We start from the raw sequence: 16,494 nt of genomic DNA, 5'->3' as shown, positions 1-16,494 counted from the left end.
CGGATAACAAAACGGTACCCCTACCGTGTTATCTGGAGTCACCGTATGACCACCAACGAGAAAGTAGCACGTCGCAAACTCAGCCTGCTAGAGCTTGCCAAAGAGCTCAATAATGTCAGCAAAGCCTGCAAGCTCATCGGCTACAGCCGTCAGCAGTTCTACGAAATTCGCCGTAATTACCAGACCTATGGCGCCGAGGGATTGCTCGACAAATTGCCCGGCTGTAAAGGGGCTCATCCCAATCGGGTCGCTCCCGAGATTGAACAGGCCATACTCGATTACTCCCTCACCAGACCAACTCATGGCCCGCTGCGGGTCGCCCAAGAACTGGCTCTGCAAGGCATCAATGTCAGTGCCGGCGGCGTGCGTGGCGTGTGGCAACGTCACGACTTGCTCTCCAAACACGACCGCTTGTTGCGCCTCGAGAAAACGCACCGGGAGCAGACCATTGAGCTCAATGACGAGCAGATTCGCCTGTTAGAGCGCTTCAGCCCCGAGTTTCGCGAACGCCAGATTGAGGTTCACTACACCGGAGAACTGGTGGCGGTCGACACCTTCTTCGTCGGCGCGCTCAAGGGGGTCGGTAAGGTGTATCTGCAAACCGTGCTGGACTGCTATAGCCGCCACGCCTGGGGGCGGCTCTACACCAGCAAACTGCCCATCACCTCGGTCCATGTGCTTAACGAAACGGTGCTGCCATTCTTTGAAACCCACGAGGCACGGGTCTATACCATCCTGTCGGATAACGGGCGCGAGTTCTGTGGGCGCCCTGACCACCATCCCTACGAGCTGTTCCTGCAACTGGAGGGGATTGAGCACCGAACCACCAAGATGCGCAGGCCGCAGAGCAACGGCTTTATCGAGCGGCTGCATCGCACACTGCTGGATGAACACTTCCGTATCAAGGGGAGAACGACCTGGTATGAGTCGGTAGAGCAGATGCAGACAGACCTGGATAGCTACCTGGAGCACTACAACACCCAGCGGCCACATCAAGGCAGGATGATGGAGGGTCAGACCCCCTACAGCATGTTCAAGAAGGGTCTGAAATTGATACCGAAGGAAGTGAGCACTAAAGTAGCGTAAACAAGACACCGGTTTGAGGCCGGTGTCAGGTGATAACTAGATCTGTACAAACCTACGTCGAATAGCGGTGCAATTCACTTCGTTCATTGCACCCTACGGGACTTATTTCTCGAACGTCCGATTACGCTTCGCTAATCGAACCTACGGCCCTTGTCATTTTATGTGGACTTTCAAATGCCTGACCAATTTAATCTTAAAGACATATATGAACAAAATTTAAATTTTTTGATTGGTGCTGGAGCATCACATGGTTTTTTACCGACCTTAGCACTAGAAATTAAAGATGAAAGCGGTAAAAAGTATACATTTGAAATATTAGCAAAGATATTTGAAAATAACCCCGACATGCAATGTTTATTATTCATGCTGTACTACCGGGAATGTATAAAACCCGGACTGCCATATGCATGGCCTAAAGGAGTACCAGCTCCACCTAGAGTTCCTGTAAAAGAAGCAGTTATTAGCGAATACAAAAACTTCATTAATACCTTAGTTCATGTTTTAGATAGGCAAAAAGATTCTGCAAAAAAAGCAAATATATTTACTACAAATTATGATAATTGCATTGAGACTGCCTGCGAAGAGTTACTAACTCAACGTGTATCTCCATTTTATGTTAATGATGGAAGCAGTGGATTCCAAAAGCGGATCTTTCACACAAAAAATTTCAATAACAGAGTCATCAATAAAGGTGCCTTTGGACGATATGATCAAACCATCCCCCAAATAAATATTCTACATGCTCATGGCTCCATTCATTGGGAAAAGGGGTATAGAGATGGTGAAATTGAACTCAATTATGGTACAAGTAATTACAGCATTACATTTGATGAAAATGAAGAAAAAATAATCGAGAGATTTAAAACTATTTTGTATGATGCGGACAAAACAAATACTGATATAGACAGATTTTATGATTCTGAAAATTTAAAACTTTTAAAGATCGATGACTTTTGGAAAAAATACAATGAAATGCCTATTGTCAATCCAACAAAGTGGAAATTCCATCAAACTGTTTTTGAAGAAGCCTATTATCAGATTCTACGACATTTAAGCTATGAATTAGAGAGAGAAAATACAGTTCTTGTTACATTTGGTTTCTCTTTTGCAGATGAACATATCCTAACCTTGGTGCAACGTTCTTTGTCTAATCCATCACTGACAGTGTTCATTTCATGCTTTAATGAGTTCGAATTAAGGTGGATGATAGATAAATTCAATGGTTACCAGAATGTAAAATTTATTTATTCTGAGAATGGTTTACTAGATTTCAGAAAGTTTAATAGTTCGATTTTCACTCTATTCCCAAAAAAAGAAGAACATGAGAAGGACGAAGTTACCCTCCCCAGCGAAGCTGAAGCAGTATTGGGTGGTGAACTATGAGTATCGCTATAGGTGAAGTTATTTCTGTGAGAGGCACGAATATCATCATAGCACTTTACGAAGAATCCAATAAAGAAACCCTTTTCTACAACGGCGAGAAGTTTAATGGTGTATCAATCCAAGAGTTTATATTAATTCGTCGAGGATTTAGAGATATTGTTGCCAGAGTTAAAGGTGAGTATCTGGATGAAAGAGTAAGGGATGATGCAAACAATTGTTACATTCGTAAAGTTGAGTTAGTGCCTATCGGGTATTTTCATTTCGAAATTTTTCATGAAGGGATCAAGCATTTACCAATGATCCGAGATATTGCTTACTTAATGAGTGACAATCAAGTTAAATCACTCTTTGGTAAACCAGATGATAATTTTATCGTCGGCGAAACTCTCACGGAAGAAGTTCCGATATCACTTCCTTGGGCTAAGCTATTCAACACCCATATTGGGGTGTTTGGAAACACTGGTAGTGGAAAATCAAACACACTAACTAACTTATACACTACGTTATTTAATAACAAGCTAGGTAGGCTAAATAATAGTAGCCATTTTGTTGTTATCGACTTTAATGGAGAGTACACACGGAACCAATTAATTCCAGACAACCAATTCAAAGAAGTATACCTACTAGATACTAGCAACAATAATGGTAAGAAATTTCCATTAATGGAGGATGTATTTTGGGATGAGGAGTTATTTGGAATATTATTTAAAGCAACCGAGAACACTCAAAAACCATTCCTAAAGAGGATTGTTTTTAGCCGAAATAAATTTAAAGAAAATGCTAATAGCTTGACCATCTACGTTAAATCAACTCTACATAGAGCCTTGACGAGCACAGCGCCGAAGAAAGAGTTCGTAGATATAATATCAGAAATAGCAAAGATCACTAACGCTCAAGAGTTAGAGCAAGTAATAACGCAAATGGGATGGCATGGGGTTTATGAAAAACTCTATTTCCCTAACACTCAAGAGTATCTCAATGGTGGAGATAATGATGCTACTTACAATCATCGTTGCAAACAAAAAATCGATATAATTAACATCAATAAATTATCATCATTTGGAGAGCTGAGATTAAGAATCAACACCCAATTACTTTCTGACCTCATCAGTGGCTACGTACAATTTGATCATATTCAGCCTCTCTTGAAAAGAGTTGAGGCATCACTGGCATCCCTTGAACGAGTGTTTGATGTTGGTGATGAGTTACCGTCAAATAAACTATTGTCAGTAATATCTCTCCGAAAAACAAATCAAGAAATCAAGAAGGTATTGCCTCTATTAATTGCCAAATATTACTACGGCATGCATAAACAAAAAGTTATAAACCAAAGCCCTCCTAAACACACCTTTCACATGATTATTGATGAAGCTCACAATATTCTTTCCATACAATCAAATAGGGAAAGTGAAAGCTGGAAGGACTACCGACTAGAACTGTTTGAGGAAATAATAAAAGAAGGTCGGAAATTTGGCTTCTTCCTAACCTTATCAAGTCAGAGGCCAGCCGATATATCTCCTACAATAATGTCTCAATTACATAACTTATTTATCCACAGATTAGTTAATGATCGAGATCTCAAGTTACTTGAAAACACTATAAGCTCGCTCGATGACTTATCAAGGCAGATGATCCCTAATCTAGCAAAAGGATGTGCTGTCATAACTGGGACATCCTTCGATATTCCAATGGTTGTTCAGTTCTACGAGATGGCCGAAGGATGTAAACCCGACAGCGATGATATTGATATTTCAGCTCTTTGGAGATAGATATTTAGATCTTTCAATAATCTTTCAAAAATTAGGGCCGTGACCATCCCTTGCAACTATTCAATATGAAGAAAAGTACCCAGTATATTACAGACCACAAATAAAAAACCGCAGCCCTAGGGCTGCGGTTTCTTTATTGGCTCAACCTGTTGGCACCAAACGCCAACAAGGCCAACCGGCCTTAGGCACGGCGCCAGCTGGTCTTGCCGGCGCTGTCTTCCAGCACGATACCCATCTCGGTGAGACGGTTGCGGGCGGCATCCGCCGCGGCCCAGTTCTTGTCGGCACGGGCCTGATTGCGCTCGGCGATCAGGCGCTCGATTTCGGCAACCTCTTCGTCCGCCTCATCACCCTTGAGGAAAGCCTCGGGGTCTTGCTGCAGGATACCGAGCACGGCGCCCAGCTCGCGCAGACGGGCGCCCAGCGCGGCGGCAACGGCCATGTCTTCACCCTTCTGGCGGTTGATCTCGCGCACCAGATCGAACAGGGCGGAGTAGGCTTCTGGGGTGTTGAAGTCGTCGTCCATCGCGTCCTTGAAGCGAGCCACCTGCTCGTCGCCACCGGCAGCAGCGGCTACTGGCAGATCGCGCAGGGCGGTGTACATGCGCTCCAGCGCGGCGCGGGCTTGCTTGAGGTTATCTTCCGAGTAGTTGAGCTGGCTGCGGTAGTGGCCAGACATCAGGAAGTAACGGACGGTTTCGGCGTCGTAGTGAGCCAGCACATCGCGGATGGTGAAGAAGTTGCCAAGGGATTTGGACATCTTCTCTTTATCCACCATCACCATGCCGCTGTGCATCCAGGTGTTGACGTAGTCGCCACCGTGGGCGCAGCAGGACTGGGCGATCTCGTTCTCGTGGTGCGGGAACTGCAGATCGGAGCCGCCGCCGTGGATGTCGAAGTGGTTGCCAAGGTGCTTGGAGTTCATGGCGGAGCACTCGATGTGCCAGCCAGGACGGCCCGGGCCCCAGGGGCTTTCCCAGGTCGGCTCGCCCGGCTTGGACATCTTCCACAGCACGAAGTCGAGCGGGTTGCGCTTGGCATCAACCACGTCAACGCGGGCACCGGCTTGCAGCTGCTCAAGATCCTGACCGGAGAGCTTGCCGTAGTCGGCGTAGGATTCGACGATAAACATCACATCGCCGTTATCCGCCACGTAGGCGTGCTCTTTTTCCAGCAGGGATTGCACCAGCTCGATGATCTCTTCGATGTGCTGGGTGGCGCGCGGTTCGATATCCGGGCGCACCATGCCGAGGGCGTCGAAGTCGGCGTGCATGTCGCCAATCAGACGCTCGGTCAGCTCGTCGCAGGTCACTTGGGTCTCGGCGGCACGCTTGATGATCTTGTCATCCACGTCGGTGATGTTGCGCACGTAGGTGAGGTCATAACCGGCGTAACGCAGGTAGCGAGCGACCACATCAAAGGCGACGAAGGTGCGGCCGTGGCCGATATGACAGTGATCGTAGATGGTGACACCACACACATACATGCCCACCTTGCCCGGGTGGATAGGTTTGAATTCTTCTTTTTGACGAGTGAGTGTGTTGTATATCTTCAGCATCTTCTAACCACTGCCTGTGAGTAAAATGGTTGGTCATAATACCCCGTTCAGGTGCAGAAAACGAGGCAGAAAAGCGGGCCAATCCCGCCTGCCAGCACGGTTACGGCGCCTGAGAGACTATGCCGCCAGCCCCTGATGGGCTAGAATTGCCACCACTTTATGCCATACACCTGCGGGCACTTCGTCGCCCGCATCAAATGAAAGGACATATCATGGTCACTCTGCACACCAATCACGGCGACATCACCCTCACCCTGAACGCTGAAAAAGCCCCGGAAACCGTGGCCAACTTCCTGCAATACTGCCGTGACGGTCACTACGACAACACCATTTTCCACCGCGTCATCGACGGCTTCATGATCCAGGGCGGCGGCTATGCCCCGGGCTTTGAAGAGAAAGACACCCGCGCTCCCATCAAGAACGAAGCGGCCAATGGTCTGTCCAACAAGATTGGCACCATCGCCATGGCCCGCACCATGGAGCCGCACTCTGCCAGCGCCCAGTTCTTCATCAACGTGAACAACAACGACTTCCTCGACTTCAAATCCGCTACCACCCAGGGCTTTGGCTACTGCGTATTCGGTGAAGTGACTGCCGGTATGGACGTGGTCAACAAGATCAAGGGCGTCAAGACCGGTAACTACGGCCGCATCCACCAGGACGTGCCGGTAGAAGACGTGGTGATCACCAAGGTGACCCTTGCTGACTGATCTCTGCCGACTCGGCACTGACAAAACTGCGGCCCCGGCCGCAGTTTTTCCATCTGCCTCCTCCACTGCCAGTCCGAACTGGCGCCGCCTCGACTATCTGGCCCACGGCAACCTGCGCCAGCGATCGGCCCATGCCCTGCTCACCGCCGGTGTGTGGGATGAGCTGGCCGCGCAGTGCGCCGATCTGGCGCTGGTGAGCACGCTCGCCATCGGCCTCGATCGGCCCGGCAGCGATCTCGATATCCTCTGCCAGCATCCAGATCCCGCCGAGTTTGCCGCTACTTTTGCAGAGCAAGGCTGGCAGGCGAGCGACAAGGGCGACAATGTCTGGCTGCTGGAGCGCACCTTTTCCTGTCTCGACCAGCACTGTGCCGATAGCGACCAAAGCGAAGCCAGCTGGCCGCTGGAGCTCTATGTCACCCCCGCCCCTATCGAGACGTTGAATGGCTGGCGCCACCTCGCCCTGATGGCCGCGTTGCTCGAGCGGTTTGGTGAGGCCTTCTACCGCGAAGTGCTGCACCTGCGCCTTGAAAATGGATTGAAAGGGGAAGCGGCCATGTGCCGGTTGCTGGGGCTGGCGGGCGATCCTTACGCCGCCCTGCTGACGCTGGAGGGGCGCAATCTGGCCGAGCTGTCATGGCAGCCGCCATCCCGTGACGATATCCATACCTCAACTGGCGCGATGGCGCCCGCAGCGCACTATTCATCCCCTGTTGTTTCTACTACCTCTGCCACCCCTGTTTGCCCTGTTTCGACCGAGAGCCCGACCCCCACATCATGAGCACCCTCTTTATCAGTGACATTCACCTCTCTGCCCAGCGGCCCGATATGACCGCGGCACTGGTGCGCTTTCTCGAGCACGACGCCCCCGGCGCCGATGCCCTCTATGTGCTGGGGGATCTCTTCGAATTCTGGATTGGCGACGATGACCCCAATCCGCTCCATCAACAGATGGCCGACGCCTTTCTGGCCCTGAGCCAGCAGAACGTGCCTATTTACTTTATCCACGGCAACCGCGACTTTCTGCTGGGCCAGCAGTTTGCCAAGCGCGCGGGGATGACCCTGCTGGGTGACCCTTGCGTTATCGACCTCTATGGGGAGCGGGTGCTGCTCAGCCACGGCGATCTGCTCTGCACCCTGGATGAGGGGTATCAGAAGTTTCGCCGCATCACCCAGCTCAAATGGCTGCGCTGGCTCTTTTTGCGGCTGCCGCTCGCCCGCCGTCAGGCCATCGCCTGCAAGATGCGCGGCCAAAGCCAGATGGAAAATGCCCACAAGAGCCAGATCATCATGGATGTAACGCCCGCGGCGGTGGACGACACCCTGCGCGCCCACGACTGCCGGATGATGATCCATGGCCACACCCACAGACCCGCCATCCACGACTTCACCCTCGATGGCCAGCCCGCCCGCCGCATTGTGCTGGGAGACTGGTTCGAGCAAGGCTCGGTGCTGATCTGCCGCCCCGGCAAGCAGCGGCTGGAAATGCGGGCGCTGGCAACGATCGACCCCGCCGCTCAGCCATCCGTCTGACATCCCCCCTGTGCGGGTTGCAGGCAAAACCTGCGGCCCAGCATCCCCTGTTAACCCGGTGAAGCGACTCATTACGGTGAGCTCAGGCTGGTATGGCCTGTGCTGATGGGGTGCTCGCCCCATCCCTATCGGTTCTGCTGCGCCAGCAACACCAGATACGGCAAAAGCCGGCCAAAAAAACATCCAAGATGCTGAAAATAAAGCAAAATGACCATTCAATCAGCGTTGAAATAAGCAAGGCAGCTCATTAGACTACCGACTCCCCTACCCGTCGTAACACAAGGAACGTATCAAACAATGAAAAAGACGGTTCTCACCCCCTTACTGGCGCTGTTGATCACAGGCTGTGGCGGCGGTGATGGCGAACAGGAAGAGACCCCTATCCGCCCCCCTGTCACCCCCAACTATTTCGAGGCATCCAGCCAGAGCAGCGCGGGCGGACAGTTGAACCCCACCAGCCTGCGGTTGGCGGCGGGAGAGCAGGGGCGCTTCTCGGTACAGGCTGACAGCGGTTACCTCCTGACCGAGATAAGCGGATGTGATGGCACCCTGGACGGCCTCACCTATACCACTGGCCCCATGAGCAGCGATTGCCAGATCTCGGCCAGCTTCACGCAGGAGAGTGCCGCCGTCTATTTCAACGCCACCACCCAAGCTTCTCAGGGGGGCGCACTCAGCCCCGACGCTCTGCGTCTGAACGCCGGTGAACAGGGCCGTTTCACCGTGCAGCCCGAGAGTGGCTTCGTACTGACACAGATCGCAGGATGTGAGGGCACCCTGACGGGTAATACCTACACCACAGCACCCATGCGCGCCGATTGTCAGATCTCGGCCCGCTTTATCAGCGATGCCGCCAATGCGATTGCCCGGGAAGATCATACCCTTGCCAGCGAGCAATCCCTGATCGCCCATGCCCGTGCGACGATTGCCGACAGTGAGGCGCACCGCACCGAACTGGTTCGCAGCCTCTATCAGGGAATGGCACAGATCAGCTGGAACCCGAGCCACGACTCCATCACCTTTTCCAGCTTCCAGCCGGAGAGCACGGTGACCCTGCTCCCCTCCAACATCAATGGCAAGGGGGAGAGCGAGATCCGGGGTCTGGTGATGGTCTCCGAGCAAGCCGATTACCGTCAGGCCGCCATGGGGGCGAACCTGTTTTCCGTTGACCGCACAGCGCAGAGCGAGGCGCTGCTCAAGGGGCTGATTGGCTGGCTGACCCGGGGCAAGGATAGCGATGGCCTGCGCATCCTCACCACCCAGATGCCTAGTCGCGCCGATAGCGTCTATTTTCCCCATAACGAAGGCGTGCGTGACTGGCTCAAGGCGATCTATCCCGACAAGCACAACATCAACCCGGCCAATACCTGCGATTATCAGGCGCTGAGCGACTGTATCGACACCATGGCGCCGGAGCTTATCGTGATCAGCGATATCGACCGCCAGGGGCTGGGGTATCAGGGGATCGCACAGGGGATCGCCAAGGCCAAAGCGGCCGGGATCCCGCTGCTGCTCTCCAACTATCGGCGCGATGCCAGCCCGCTGCTAAGCCCCCTCTATCTCGATATGGGGCTGGTCACCTGGGGCAACTACTGGTCAAAACTCAGAGCCAGCGATCTGGCAGTGAACACCATCATGGCACCCGACGCCCAGCTGATGGCGGTCGATACCCTGCTTGGCAACCTTCAGGATCGCAACTTCACAACCCAGTGGCTCGATAGCTGCGGCGGCAACTTTATCAATTGCGGTGGCTCGGAGAGCTTCAACCAGCAGTTCAAGCTGGGTGCCGACTGGCTGAGAAATGCGGCCATCACCCTCGACAAGGCCGGGATCAGTCCCTTTGCTCGTGACGGCGTGACACTGTTGCCCGCTACCCTGCTGCTGGCCGACAAATACAGGGCCGCCATCGACTACCCGATTGCCTGGGATGAACATCAATCCTGGCAGCAGGCGATGTTTGCCGACTGGCTGGTGAGCTATGCCCGCACCCGTACCCCGGCCCAGCCCGATCTGGGGGAGTACGTCACCGATCGCAACAAGGTGGTGAAGGGACAAGCAGCCCACTACGCCTATCCCGCGACGCTCACCGACAGTCGGCGCATTGCGGTTCCCTACAGCGGGCAGTGGACCACCACCGGCTGGTATGCCCTGCCGGGACAGACCATCACCCTGAGACGCACCGATAACGCCGATGTATCCGCTACCGTCCGACTCAACTACCACAGGCCCAACACCAATCGCGCCTATGAGCAGAAGATCTATCGAGCACCGCTGGAGCTGACCACCGGGCGGCTGATCTTGGCCAAGGGGGGCAGTGTCACCTTCACCTCTCCTTATGGCGGCCCTATCTATCTCTATCTGGAAGGGGGGGCAGCATCGCTGGCCGTCCAGGTAAGCGCCACGGGCGTCACCCGTCATCCGGCCATCATGGATTTCAGTGATGAGCAGCAGATACGCGAGTTCAACGAGCGGCTGGAACAAACCGAGCTGCCCCATATCGATCTGCGGGCCGATGGCGCCGAACAGCATCTGCGCCGGGATCGCTTCACCAAGGCGGTGGGTGGCGTCATCCCCGACACCAATGCCCTGCTCGACAGCATCGCCCGGGATCACATCAATGGTGTCTACACCCTGGCGGGCCTGAAAATTCAGGGCAAGGGGCTCGATGAGTCGCTGCCGGCAGATGTTAAAAACGCCTGCGTGGCACTGCTGGGGGAGGGTTGTCTCGATGAGTCGATTCATACCCGCACCATCATCCAGCATGCCAACTATGACCAGAATGCCCATTGCGGCAGTGGTTGCAGTGGCAACCCGTGGGACTCTTCCGGCAGCATCAGCCCGACCGGCTGGCTCGACAATCACGAGCTGGGCCACAACCTGCAGACCAACCGGTTGAACGTGCAGTACGCTGCGGCAGATGATGCCAATAACTGGAGTGGCTACGGCAGCCGGGCGGGGGAAAACTCCAACAACATCTTCCCTTATGTGGTGAAGTGGCGCGCCCATTATCTGAGGGATGGCAACACGGCACCCATCAAGGATGGGCACATGAATCACAAGGATCTCTTCTATGTGTTCATGTCTGATGCGGCGCAGGTAAGGGACAGGAGTGGCAACCGCGTCGTGCTCGGGGCCAACTGCCAGGTGCTCGATACCGGCGAGAGTCGCTACGAAGCCCCCTGGAAGAGCAATGCCTACGCCGTCCACAACGGCTATCGCATGGCGTTTTATATCCAGATGGCATTACGCGCCCACCGTATGCTCCTGACTGATGGCACCCGGCTGAACGATGGCTTCACTATCTTCACCCTGCTCTATCAGCATTCACGGATCTTCGGCGCGGCAGCCGACAGTGAAGCGCAGTGGAATGCCAACAAGGATAGGCTCGGCTTTAGCCTGTTCCCCTACTCGGGGCATGCGGTCTATGGCGGCAAACGGGTGCGCGACATACCGGGCAATGACTTTATGCTGGTTGCACTCAGTCGGCTCACCGGCTGGGACTGGCGCAATCAGTTCGATCTGCTTGGCCTGCGTTACTCCAGCCTCGCGGTCGCTCAGGTGCAGGCCAACCAGCGTTATGGCAGCCTGCCGATGGGGATGTATGTGCTGGAGGATGACATGCCCCCAGCCAACATGAGCGAAGGCGTCACATTCCTGCCGCTCTCCGAAAGCGACGGATCCACCCTCTGGCCCCGCAACAGCGGCTCGCCAAGCGCCTGCCCAACACCCTGAATAGGATCATCGCGATAACCACAACAAGCGCCCGACAGGGCGCTTATTGTTTATCCGGCCTCTGGCTCCGTTGTTGATGATGTGAAGAGGGTGGAATAAGTGGTGATCGCTCACAGATCAGCAAAGCAAACCTGCACTCCTCCTTCAGGCCCCGGGTTGTGTGAACTCCGTCACCTTGCTCCTTGCCAATTGAGAGGATGATGGCGCTCAGGCAGAAATGTCTTTCTCGCCAGCTATTTCAACAAGTTGAGGTTTATATGCCTGACAGCAATGCGGTCGCTCACCCGTTCGATGCCAAGAAGATCAATGTCAACGATCCCTATGAGATGAAGCAGTGGATCAAAATGTTCGAGTGCACCGAAGTCCAGCTGAAACGGGCGGTCAAGGCAGTCGGCACCTCAGGCAAGGCGATCAGAAAATACCTCAAGAAGTGAGGGTGCAACCCCGTCACAAACCCGGCCCCGCTCGCGGGGCTTTTCTCATCTTGGCCTTTACGTGGGCCCGTCCCCGCCCCTGTTTGGCGGCGCACATACCGCCATTCAGCCGCTCATAAGCGGACTGTACAGCCCGACCTGCACTGGCCGCCGTCCGACAGCTTGTGACCAGCCAGCACCGTCTGGCCCTTCGCATCCCGGCATCCCTGCCTATAATGCGGGCTCAAACACACAGAGAGGATTAATCCATGGGCTTTATCACCTGGATCGTATTGGGACTGTTGGTGGGTATTCTGGCGAAGTGGATCATGCCGGGCCGCGATGGCGGTGGTTTCTTCATGACCGCCCTGCTGGGGATTGTCGGTGCCATGGTTGGCGGCTATGTGGGTACCCTGCTGGGGCTGGGCTCAGTGACCGGTTTCAATATCCCGAGCATCGCGCTGGCGACCGTGGGCGCCCTTATCGTCCTGTTTGTCTTCAACAAGATCCGCAGCTGACCCCCAACGCCATCTATGTGTAGATAAACAGGGCACCGCGAGGTGCCCTCTCTTTTTTATCGCCCTCACGATGTTGCCAGCGGCAAGATCAGCCTCACCAGCAAGCCCCCCAGCTGGTTCGCCGGCAGCAACACCACTTCGCCGTGGTGGTAGTGGGCGATATCGCGCACCAGCGCCAGACCCAGCCCCGCTCCCGGCTGTTCGCTGCCCTGCTCGAGGCGCTGGAACGGCTGCCAGACTCGCTCCGCCAGCTCGGGGGCGATGCCGGGGCCACTATCCTCCACCTCCAGCCAGATCTGCCCGTTGCTTCGCACCACCCGCGCCGTCACGGTGCCGTGGGGTGGGGTGTATTTGATGGCGTTGTCGAGCAGGTTGGCGCACAGCTCCCCGAGCAGCAGCGGCTCCCCCGCCACCATGATGGCGGACTCCTCCCCCTCGTAACCGAGATCGATCCCCTTGCTGCGGGCCTGCGCCAGCCGTGACAAACAGGCCTGCTGCACCAGCGCCGTCAACTCCATGGGCTCCCGCTGGCGCAGCCCGGAGCACTCGTCTGATTTGAGTCTGGCCAGCAGCAGGAGCCGCTCGGTCAGGGCGATGGTGTGATCGAGCCGCACGGCCATGGCATCGAGGCTTTCGCTCATCAGGGCCGGATCGCCACTGCCGCACGCCACCTCCACCTGGGTTTTCAAAATGGTGAGCGGCGTGCGCAGCTGATGGGCGGCATCGGCGCTAAAGCGCTCCTGCCGGGCCACCAGCTGGCGCAATCGAGCCAGCTGGCGGTTGAACGCCTGCACCAACGGCCGGGTCTCCTGCCAGGGGAGCAGGTCAGGCAAGGGTGCAAGATTGGCGGCATCGCGGCGCAAGATCTCCCGCGACAAACGGCGCATCGGAGTGAGCAGCCGTTTGAGCAACAGATAAGCGAGCAGCAGGGTGAGCACCACCAGCGCCCCCTGGGTCAGCAGGGCCGACCAGAGCAACTGCTCCGCCAACTGCTGGCGGCCGAGCAGGGTTTCCGCCACAGTGATGCGGGCCATGCCGTTGATGCCCCCCTCACCCACCGGTTGCAGCAGCATCACGGCGCGGATTGGCGCCTCCTGATAGAGCCCGTCGTAGAAGTAGGCGAGCGCCGGATAGCGGTCGGTCAGCGGCGTGCCGTCCGGCATGGGAGGCAGATCGTCAAAGCCGGAGATGACCCTATCGTCGATGCCGCGCACCTGATAGAAGAGGCGATCGCGCATGTTGCGCTCGAAGCTGTCGAGCACCACATAGGGCACATCCACCCTGAGGCTGCCCTCGGCTGCCGTCAGCCGCTCGGCGACGGTGCGGGCCGAGGCGAGCAGGGTGCGATCATAGGCCGAGGTAGCCGCCGCCAACGCGCCGTAGTAGCTGTACCAGGCCGAGGCAGCCCAAAGGATCAGCAGTGGGCCGCCCAGAAACAGCAGCAGTTGATGGAGCAGGGAGCGGCTAATGGGAGGCCTCCGGCGCCGCTTCCAGCAGATAGCCCAGCCCGCGCAGTGTGGTGATCACCACCCCGCTGCCCACCAGTTTTTTGCGCAGCCGGTGGATATAGAGATCGATGCTGTCGAGCCCCACCTCGTCATCGAGGTTGAACACCTGCTCGAACAGCTGCCCCTTGGCGACGGGCCGCCCGTGGCGGTACATCAGCGCTGTCAGCAGCGCCAGTTCGCGCGGAGTCAGGGCAAGGCGGGCATCGGCCAGCAGAAAATAGCCATCGGGATGCAGGGTCAGGCGCCCCAGCCGCAGCTCGGCACCACCGCTTTCGCTGCGCCGCAGCAGGGCTCGCAACCGGGCATCCAGCTCCCCCAGATCGAACGGCTTGGCCAGATAGTCATCGGCTCCGGCATTGAGACCGCAGATCCGCTCCTCCACCGCGCCGCGGGCGGTGAGCAGCAGCACCGGCACTCCCTGCCCCCGACTGCGCAATCGGCCGAGTACCGCCAGCCCGTCGAGCTTGGGCATCTCGATATCGAGCACCGCCAGCGCGTACTGTTCGTGGCGCAGCAGGTGGTCAGCCTGAGCCCCGTCAGCCACCCAATCCACCGCGAAACCGGCGCTGGTGAGTGCCCGCGACAGCCAGTGGGCCAGTTCGTGATTATCTTCCGCCAACAGCAAGCGCATCCCTCTCCCCTTGTTCCTAACCACGGCATTCAGCCGCACTGCTTCAACTGCATCCCTTCGTCACTGCTATTGCGGGAGAAGGTGCGATCAGGGTCACACTCCCGGCTCTTGGTCAGCGATTGAAAGGTGAATGAAAGGTTGTTGTTTTAACAATTTCGCATCACTTCGTCTATCGACGGAGTCACACCCAGGAAAAACAACGACAAGATGGAGCACACAACCATGAAGCAACGCACACGTCATGCCCTCGCCCTGCTGACCCTGCTCGGCGCCCTGCCACTGCAGGCGGCCGAAAGTGCCACGACCCCGAGCCGTACCGAATGTATCGCACCGGCCAAACCGGGCGGTGGTTTCGATCTCACCTGCAAGCTGCTGCAGGTGAGCCTGCAGGAGACCGGCACCATCGACAAGCCGATGCGGGTCACCTACATGCCGGGCGGGGTCGGCGCCGTGGCCTACAACGCCATCGTGGCCCAGCGCCCCGCCGAGGCGGGGACCGTGGTCGCCTTCTCCGGTGGCTCCCTGCTCAACCTCTCACAGGGGAAATTTGGCCGTTACGGGGTGGATGATGTGCGCTGGCTGGCGGCGGTGGGCACCGATTACGGCATGATCGCGGTGCGCCACGATGCCCCCTATCAGAACCTCAAGGAGCTGGTGAGCGCCATGGAACGCGATCCCAATAGCGTGGTGATCGGGGCAGGCGCCTCCATCGGCAGTCAGGACTGGATGAAGACGGCGCTGCTGGCCAAACAGGCCGGGGTTGACCCCCACAAGATGCGCTACGTCGCCTTTGAAGGGGGTGGCGAGCCGGTCACCGCGCTGCTTGGCAACCATGTGCAGGCGGTCTCCGGCGATTTGAGCGAGATGGTGCCCTATATCGGCGGCGACAAGCTGCGGGTGCTGGCGGTGTTCTCTGCCGAGCGGCTGCCCGGCAAGCTGGCCACCATCCCCACAGCCAAGGAGCAGGGTTATGACCTGGTGTGGCCGGTGATCCGCGGCTTCTATGTCGGCCCCAAGGTAAGCGACAGCGAATACCAGTGGTGGAAGCAGACCTTCGATCAGTTGGTGAAGACCGACACCTTCAAAGCGCAGCGGGATCTGCGCGGCCTGTTCGAGTTTGACCTCACCGGCGAGGCGCTCGACAGCTACGTCAAGGAGCAGGTGGCGCAATATCGCGAACAGGCCAAAGCCTTCGGTCTGGCCAAATAGGAGCCGCAGCCATGAGCGATCGCATCTTCGCCGCCATCTGGCTGCTGCTCTGTCTGGCAGGCGCCGCCATCGCCTGGCAGATCCAGAGCGAATACAGCTATGAGCCGCTGGGGCCACGCCCCTTCCCGCTCGGCATCATTGGCCTGATGGCGCTCTGCGCCCTGTTGCTGCTGCGCCGCCAGCCGGACACCGTCAGCTGGCCGCCGCTGCGTACCCTGCGCCACCTCGCCATCATGGTGGTGGCGCTGGCCGGGTACGGTGCCAGCTTCGAGTGGCTGGGCTTTCCGCTGGCCACCACCCTGCTCACCTTTGTGCTGGGGCGCCTGTTTGGCGCCTCTGCCAAAGCCGCCCTGCTCTCCGGCGTTGTCAGCGGTCTGGTGCTCTATCTCGCCTTTGACCGGCTGCTGGATGTCACCCTGCCCCTCGGCGTCTGGTTCTCTTAAG

14 protein-coding genes are annotated in these 16,494 nt (G+C 56.4%); 11 read left to right on the top strand and 3 right to left on the bottom strand.

Annotated features, from left to right (window positions below; genetic code table 11):
• Positions 1-45: 45 nt before the first annotated feature.
• The 3 genes from AB5Z05_RS15915 (at position 46) to AB5Z05_RS15905 (ending at position 4,238) form a co-directional block, all read left to right on the top strand.
• Positions 46-1,086, top strand: coding sequence for an IS481-like element ISAs19 family transposase (locus tag AB5Z05_RS15915; RefSeq protein WP_368152173.1), 1,041 nt, complete (start codon positions 46-48; stop codon positions 1,084-1,086).
• Between the two features lie 174 nt (positions 1,087-1,260).
• The gene (locus tag AB5Z05_RS15910; protein WP_368152168.1) at positions 1,261-2,469 is read left to right on the top strand and encodes an SIR2 family protein; all 1,209 of its coding nucleotides are present in this window, start codon (positions 1,261-1,263) and stop codon (positions 2,467-2,469) included.
• Positions 2,466-4,238 carry an ATP-binding protein gene (locus AB5Z05_RS15905; protein WP_368152167.1) on the top strand — a complete coding sequence of 591 codons (1,773 nt, stop codon included), beginning with the start codon at positions 2,466-2,468 and terminating at the stop codon, positions 4,236-4,238. The genes AB5Z05_RS15910 and AB5Z05_RS15905 overlap by 4 nt, the downstream gene beginning before the upstream one ends.
• 181 nt (positions 4,239-4,419) lie before the next feature.
• Here AB5Z05_RS15905 and cysS read toward each other — a convergent pair whose 3' ends face one another.
• Positions 4,420-5,796, bottom strand: a complete 1,377-nt coding sequence (gene cysS / locus AB5Z05_RS15900; RefSeq protein WP_323929874.1) for a cysteine--tRNA ligase — start codon at positions 5,794-5,796, stop codon at positions 4,420-4,422.
• Between the two features lie 212 nt (positions 5,797-6,008).
• On the opposite strand from cysS, the gene AB5Z05_RS15895 reads away from it, so the two are divergent.
• The 6 genes from AB5Z05_RS15895 (at position 6,009) to AB5Z05_RS15870 (ending at position 12,702) form a co-directional block, all read left to right on the top strand.
• On the top strand, positions 6,009-6,506 hold the full coding sequence (locus tag AB5Z05_RS15895) for a peptidylprolyl isomerase (protein ID WP_005337417.1): 498 nt from the start codon (positions 6,009-6,011) through the stop codon (positions 6,504-6,506).
• Entirely contained in the window at positions 6,496-7,287 is a 792-nt protein-coding gene (locus tag AB5Z05_RS15890; RefSeq protein ID WP_368152166.1) for a DUF4269 domain-containing protein, read from the top strand. The genes AB5Z05_RS15895 and AB5Z05_RS15890 overlap by 11 nt, the downstream gene beginning before the upstream one ends.
• Positions 7,284-8,039 carry a UDP-2,3-diacylglucosamine diphosphatase gene (gene lpxH / locus AB5Z05_RS15885; RefSeq protein ID WP_335819504.1) on the top strand — a complete coding sequence of 252 codons (756 nt, stop codon included), beginning with the start codon at positions 7,284-7,286 and terminating at the stop codon, positions 8,037-8,039. The genes AB5Z05_RS15890 and lpxH overlap by 4 nt, the downstream gene beginning before the upstream one ends.
• 297 nt (positions 8,040-8,336) lie before the next feature.
• Positions 8,337-11,771, top strand: a complete 3,435-nt coding sequence (locus tag AB5Z05_RS15880; protein WP_368152165.1) for an ImpA family metalloprotease — start codon at positions 8,337-8,339, stop codon at positions 11,769-11,771.
• Positions 11,772-12,028: 257 nt separating this feature from the next.
• Positions 12,029-12,205 (top strand): DUF3606 domain-containing protein, encoded by a 177-nt coding sequence (locus AB5Z05_RS15875; RefSeq protein WP_005337420.1) that lies wholly within the window; start codon positions 12,029-12,031, stop codon positions 12,203-12,205.
• 248 nt (positions 12,206-12,453) lie between these two features.
• Positions 12,454-12,702, top strand: coding sequence for a GlsB/YeaQ/YmgE family stress response membrane protein (locus AB5Z05_RS15870; protein WP_005359720.1), 249 nt, complete (start codon positions 12,454-12,456; stop codon positions 12,700-12,702).
• 65 nt (positions 12,703-12,767) lie between these two features.
• On the opposite strand, the gene AB5Z05_RS15865 is transcribed toward AB5Z05_RS15870, so the two are convergent.
• On the bottom strand, positions 12,768-14,117 hold the full coding sequence (locus AB5Z05_RS15865; protein ID WP_368152171.1) for a sensor histidine kinase: 1,350 nt from the start codon (positions 14,115-14,117) through the stop codon (positions 12,768-12,770).
• Between the two features lie 49 nt (positions 14,118-14,166).
• Positions 14,167-14,841 (bottom strand): transcriptional regulator TctD, encoded by a 675-nt coding sequence (gene tctD / locus AB5Z05_RS15860; RefSeq protein ID WP_005350926.1) that lies wholly within the window; start codon positions 14,839-14,841, stop codon positions 14,167-14,169.
• 222 nt (positions 14,842-15,063) lie between these two features.
• Here tctD and AB5Z05_RS15855 point away from each other — a divergent pair, with 222 nt between their 5' ends.
• Together AB5Z05_RS15855 and AB5Z05_RS15850 are read left to right on the top strand one after the other, a co-directional pair.
• A complete protein-coding gene (locus AB5Z05_RS15855) occupies positions 15,064-16,050 on the top strand; it encodes a tripartite tricarboxylate transporter substrate binding protein (RefSeq protein ID WP_005350924.1) in 987 nt (328 codons plus the stop codon).
• 11 nt (positions 16,051-16,061) lie between these two features.
• The gene (locus AB5Z05_RS15850) at positions 16,062-16,493 is read left to right on the top strand and encodes a tripartite tricarboxylate transporter TctB family protein (protein ID WP_368152163.1); all 432 of its coding nucleotides are present in this window, start codon (positions 16,062-16,064) and stop codon (positions 16,491-16,493) included.
• Position 16,494 lies beyond the last annotated feature (1 nt).

It is taken from the genome of Aeromonas sp. R2-4, assembly GCF_040908365.1.
In the GTDB taxonomy this organism is placed as follows: Bacteria; Pseudomonadota; Gammaproteobacteria; order Enterobacterales; family Aeromonadaceae; genus Aeromonas; species Aeromonas veronii.
The sequence above is the reverse complement of the archived record's forward strand: the minus strand, read 5'-3'. Positions and strand labels throughout refer to the sequence as shown.

Excerpts from the sequence above, each read along its gene's own strand:
- AB5Z05_RS15915 (WP_368152173.1), top strand. The coding sequence starts at position 46 with ATGACCACCAACGAGAAAGTAGCACGTCGCAAACTCAGCCTGCTAGAG.
- AB5Z05_RS15910 (WP_368152168.1), top strand. The coding sequence starts at position 1,261 with ATGCCTGACCAATTTAATCTTAAAGACATATATGAACAAAATTTAAAT.
- AB5Z05_RS15905 (WP_368152167.1), top strand. The coding sequence starts at position 2,466 with ATGAGTATCGCTATAGGTGAAGTTATTTCTGTGAGAGGCACGAATATC.
- cysS (WP_323929874.1), bottom strand. The coding sequence starts at position 5,796 with ATGCTGAAGATATACAACACACTCACTCGTCAAAAAGAAGAATTCAAA.
- AB5Z05_RS15895 (WP_005337417.1), top strand. The coding sequence starts at position 6,009 with ATGGTCACTCTGCACACCAATCACGGCGACATCACCCTCACCCTGAAC.
- lpxH (WP_335819504.1), top strand. The coding sequence starts at position 7,284 with ATGAGCACCCTCTTTATCAGTGACATTCACCTCTCTGCCCAGCGGCCC.
- AB5Z05_RS15880 (WP_368152165.1), top strand. The coding sequence starts at position 8,337 with ATGAAAAAGACGGTTCTCACCCCCTTACTGGCGCTGTTGATCACAGGC.
- AB5Z05_RS15875 (WP_005337420.1), top strand. The coding sequence starts at position 12,029 with ATGCCTGACAGCAATGCGGTCGCTCACCCGTTCGATGCCAAGAAGATC.
- AB5Z05_RS15870 (WP_005359720.1), top strand. The coding sequence starts at position 12,454 with ATGGGCTTTATCACCTGGATCGTATTGGGACTGTTGGTGGGTATTCTG.
- tctD (WP_005350926.1), bottom strand. The coding sequence starts at position 14,841 with ATGCGCTTGCTGTTGGCGGAAGATAATCACGAACTGGCCCACTGGCTG.
- AB5Z05_RS15855 (WP_005350924.1), top strand. The coding sequence starts at position 15,064 with ATGAAGCAACGCACACGTCATGCCCTCGCCCTGCTGACCCTGCTCGGC.
- AB5Z05_RS15850 (WP_368152163.1), top strand. The coding sequence starts at position 16,062 with ATGAGCGATCGCATCTTCGCCGCCATCTGGCTGCTGCTCTGTCTGGCA.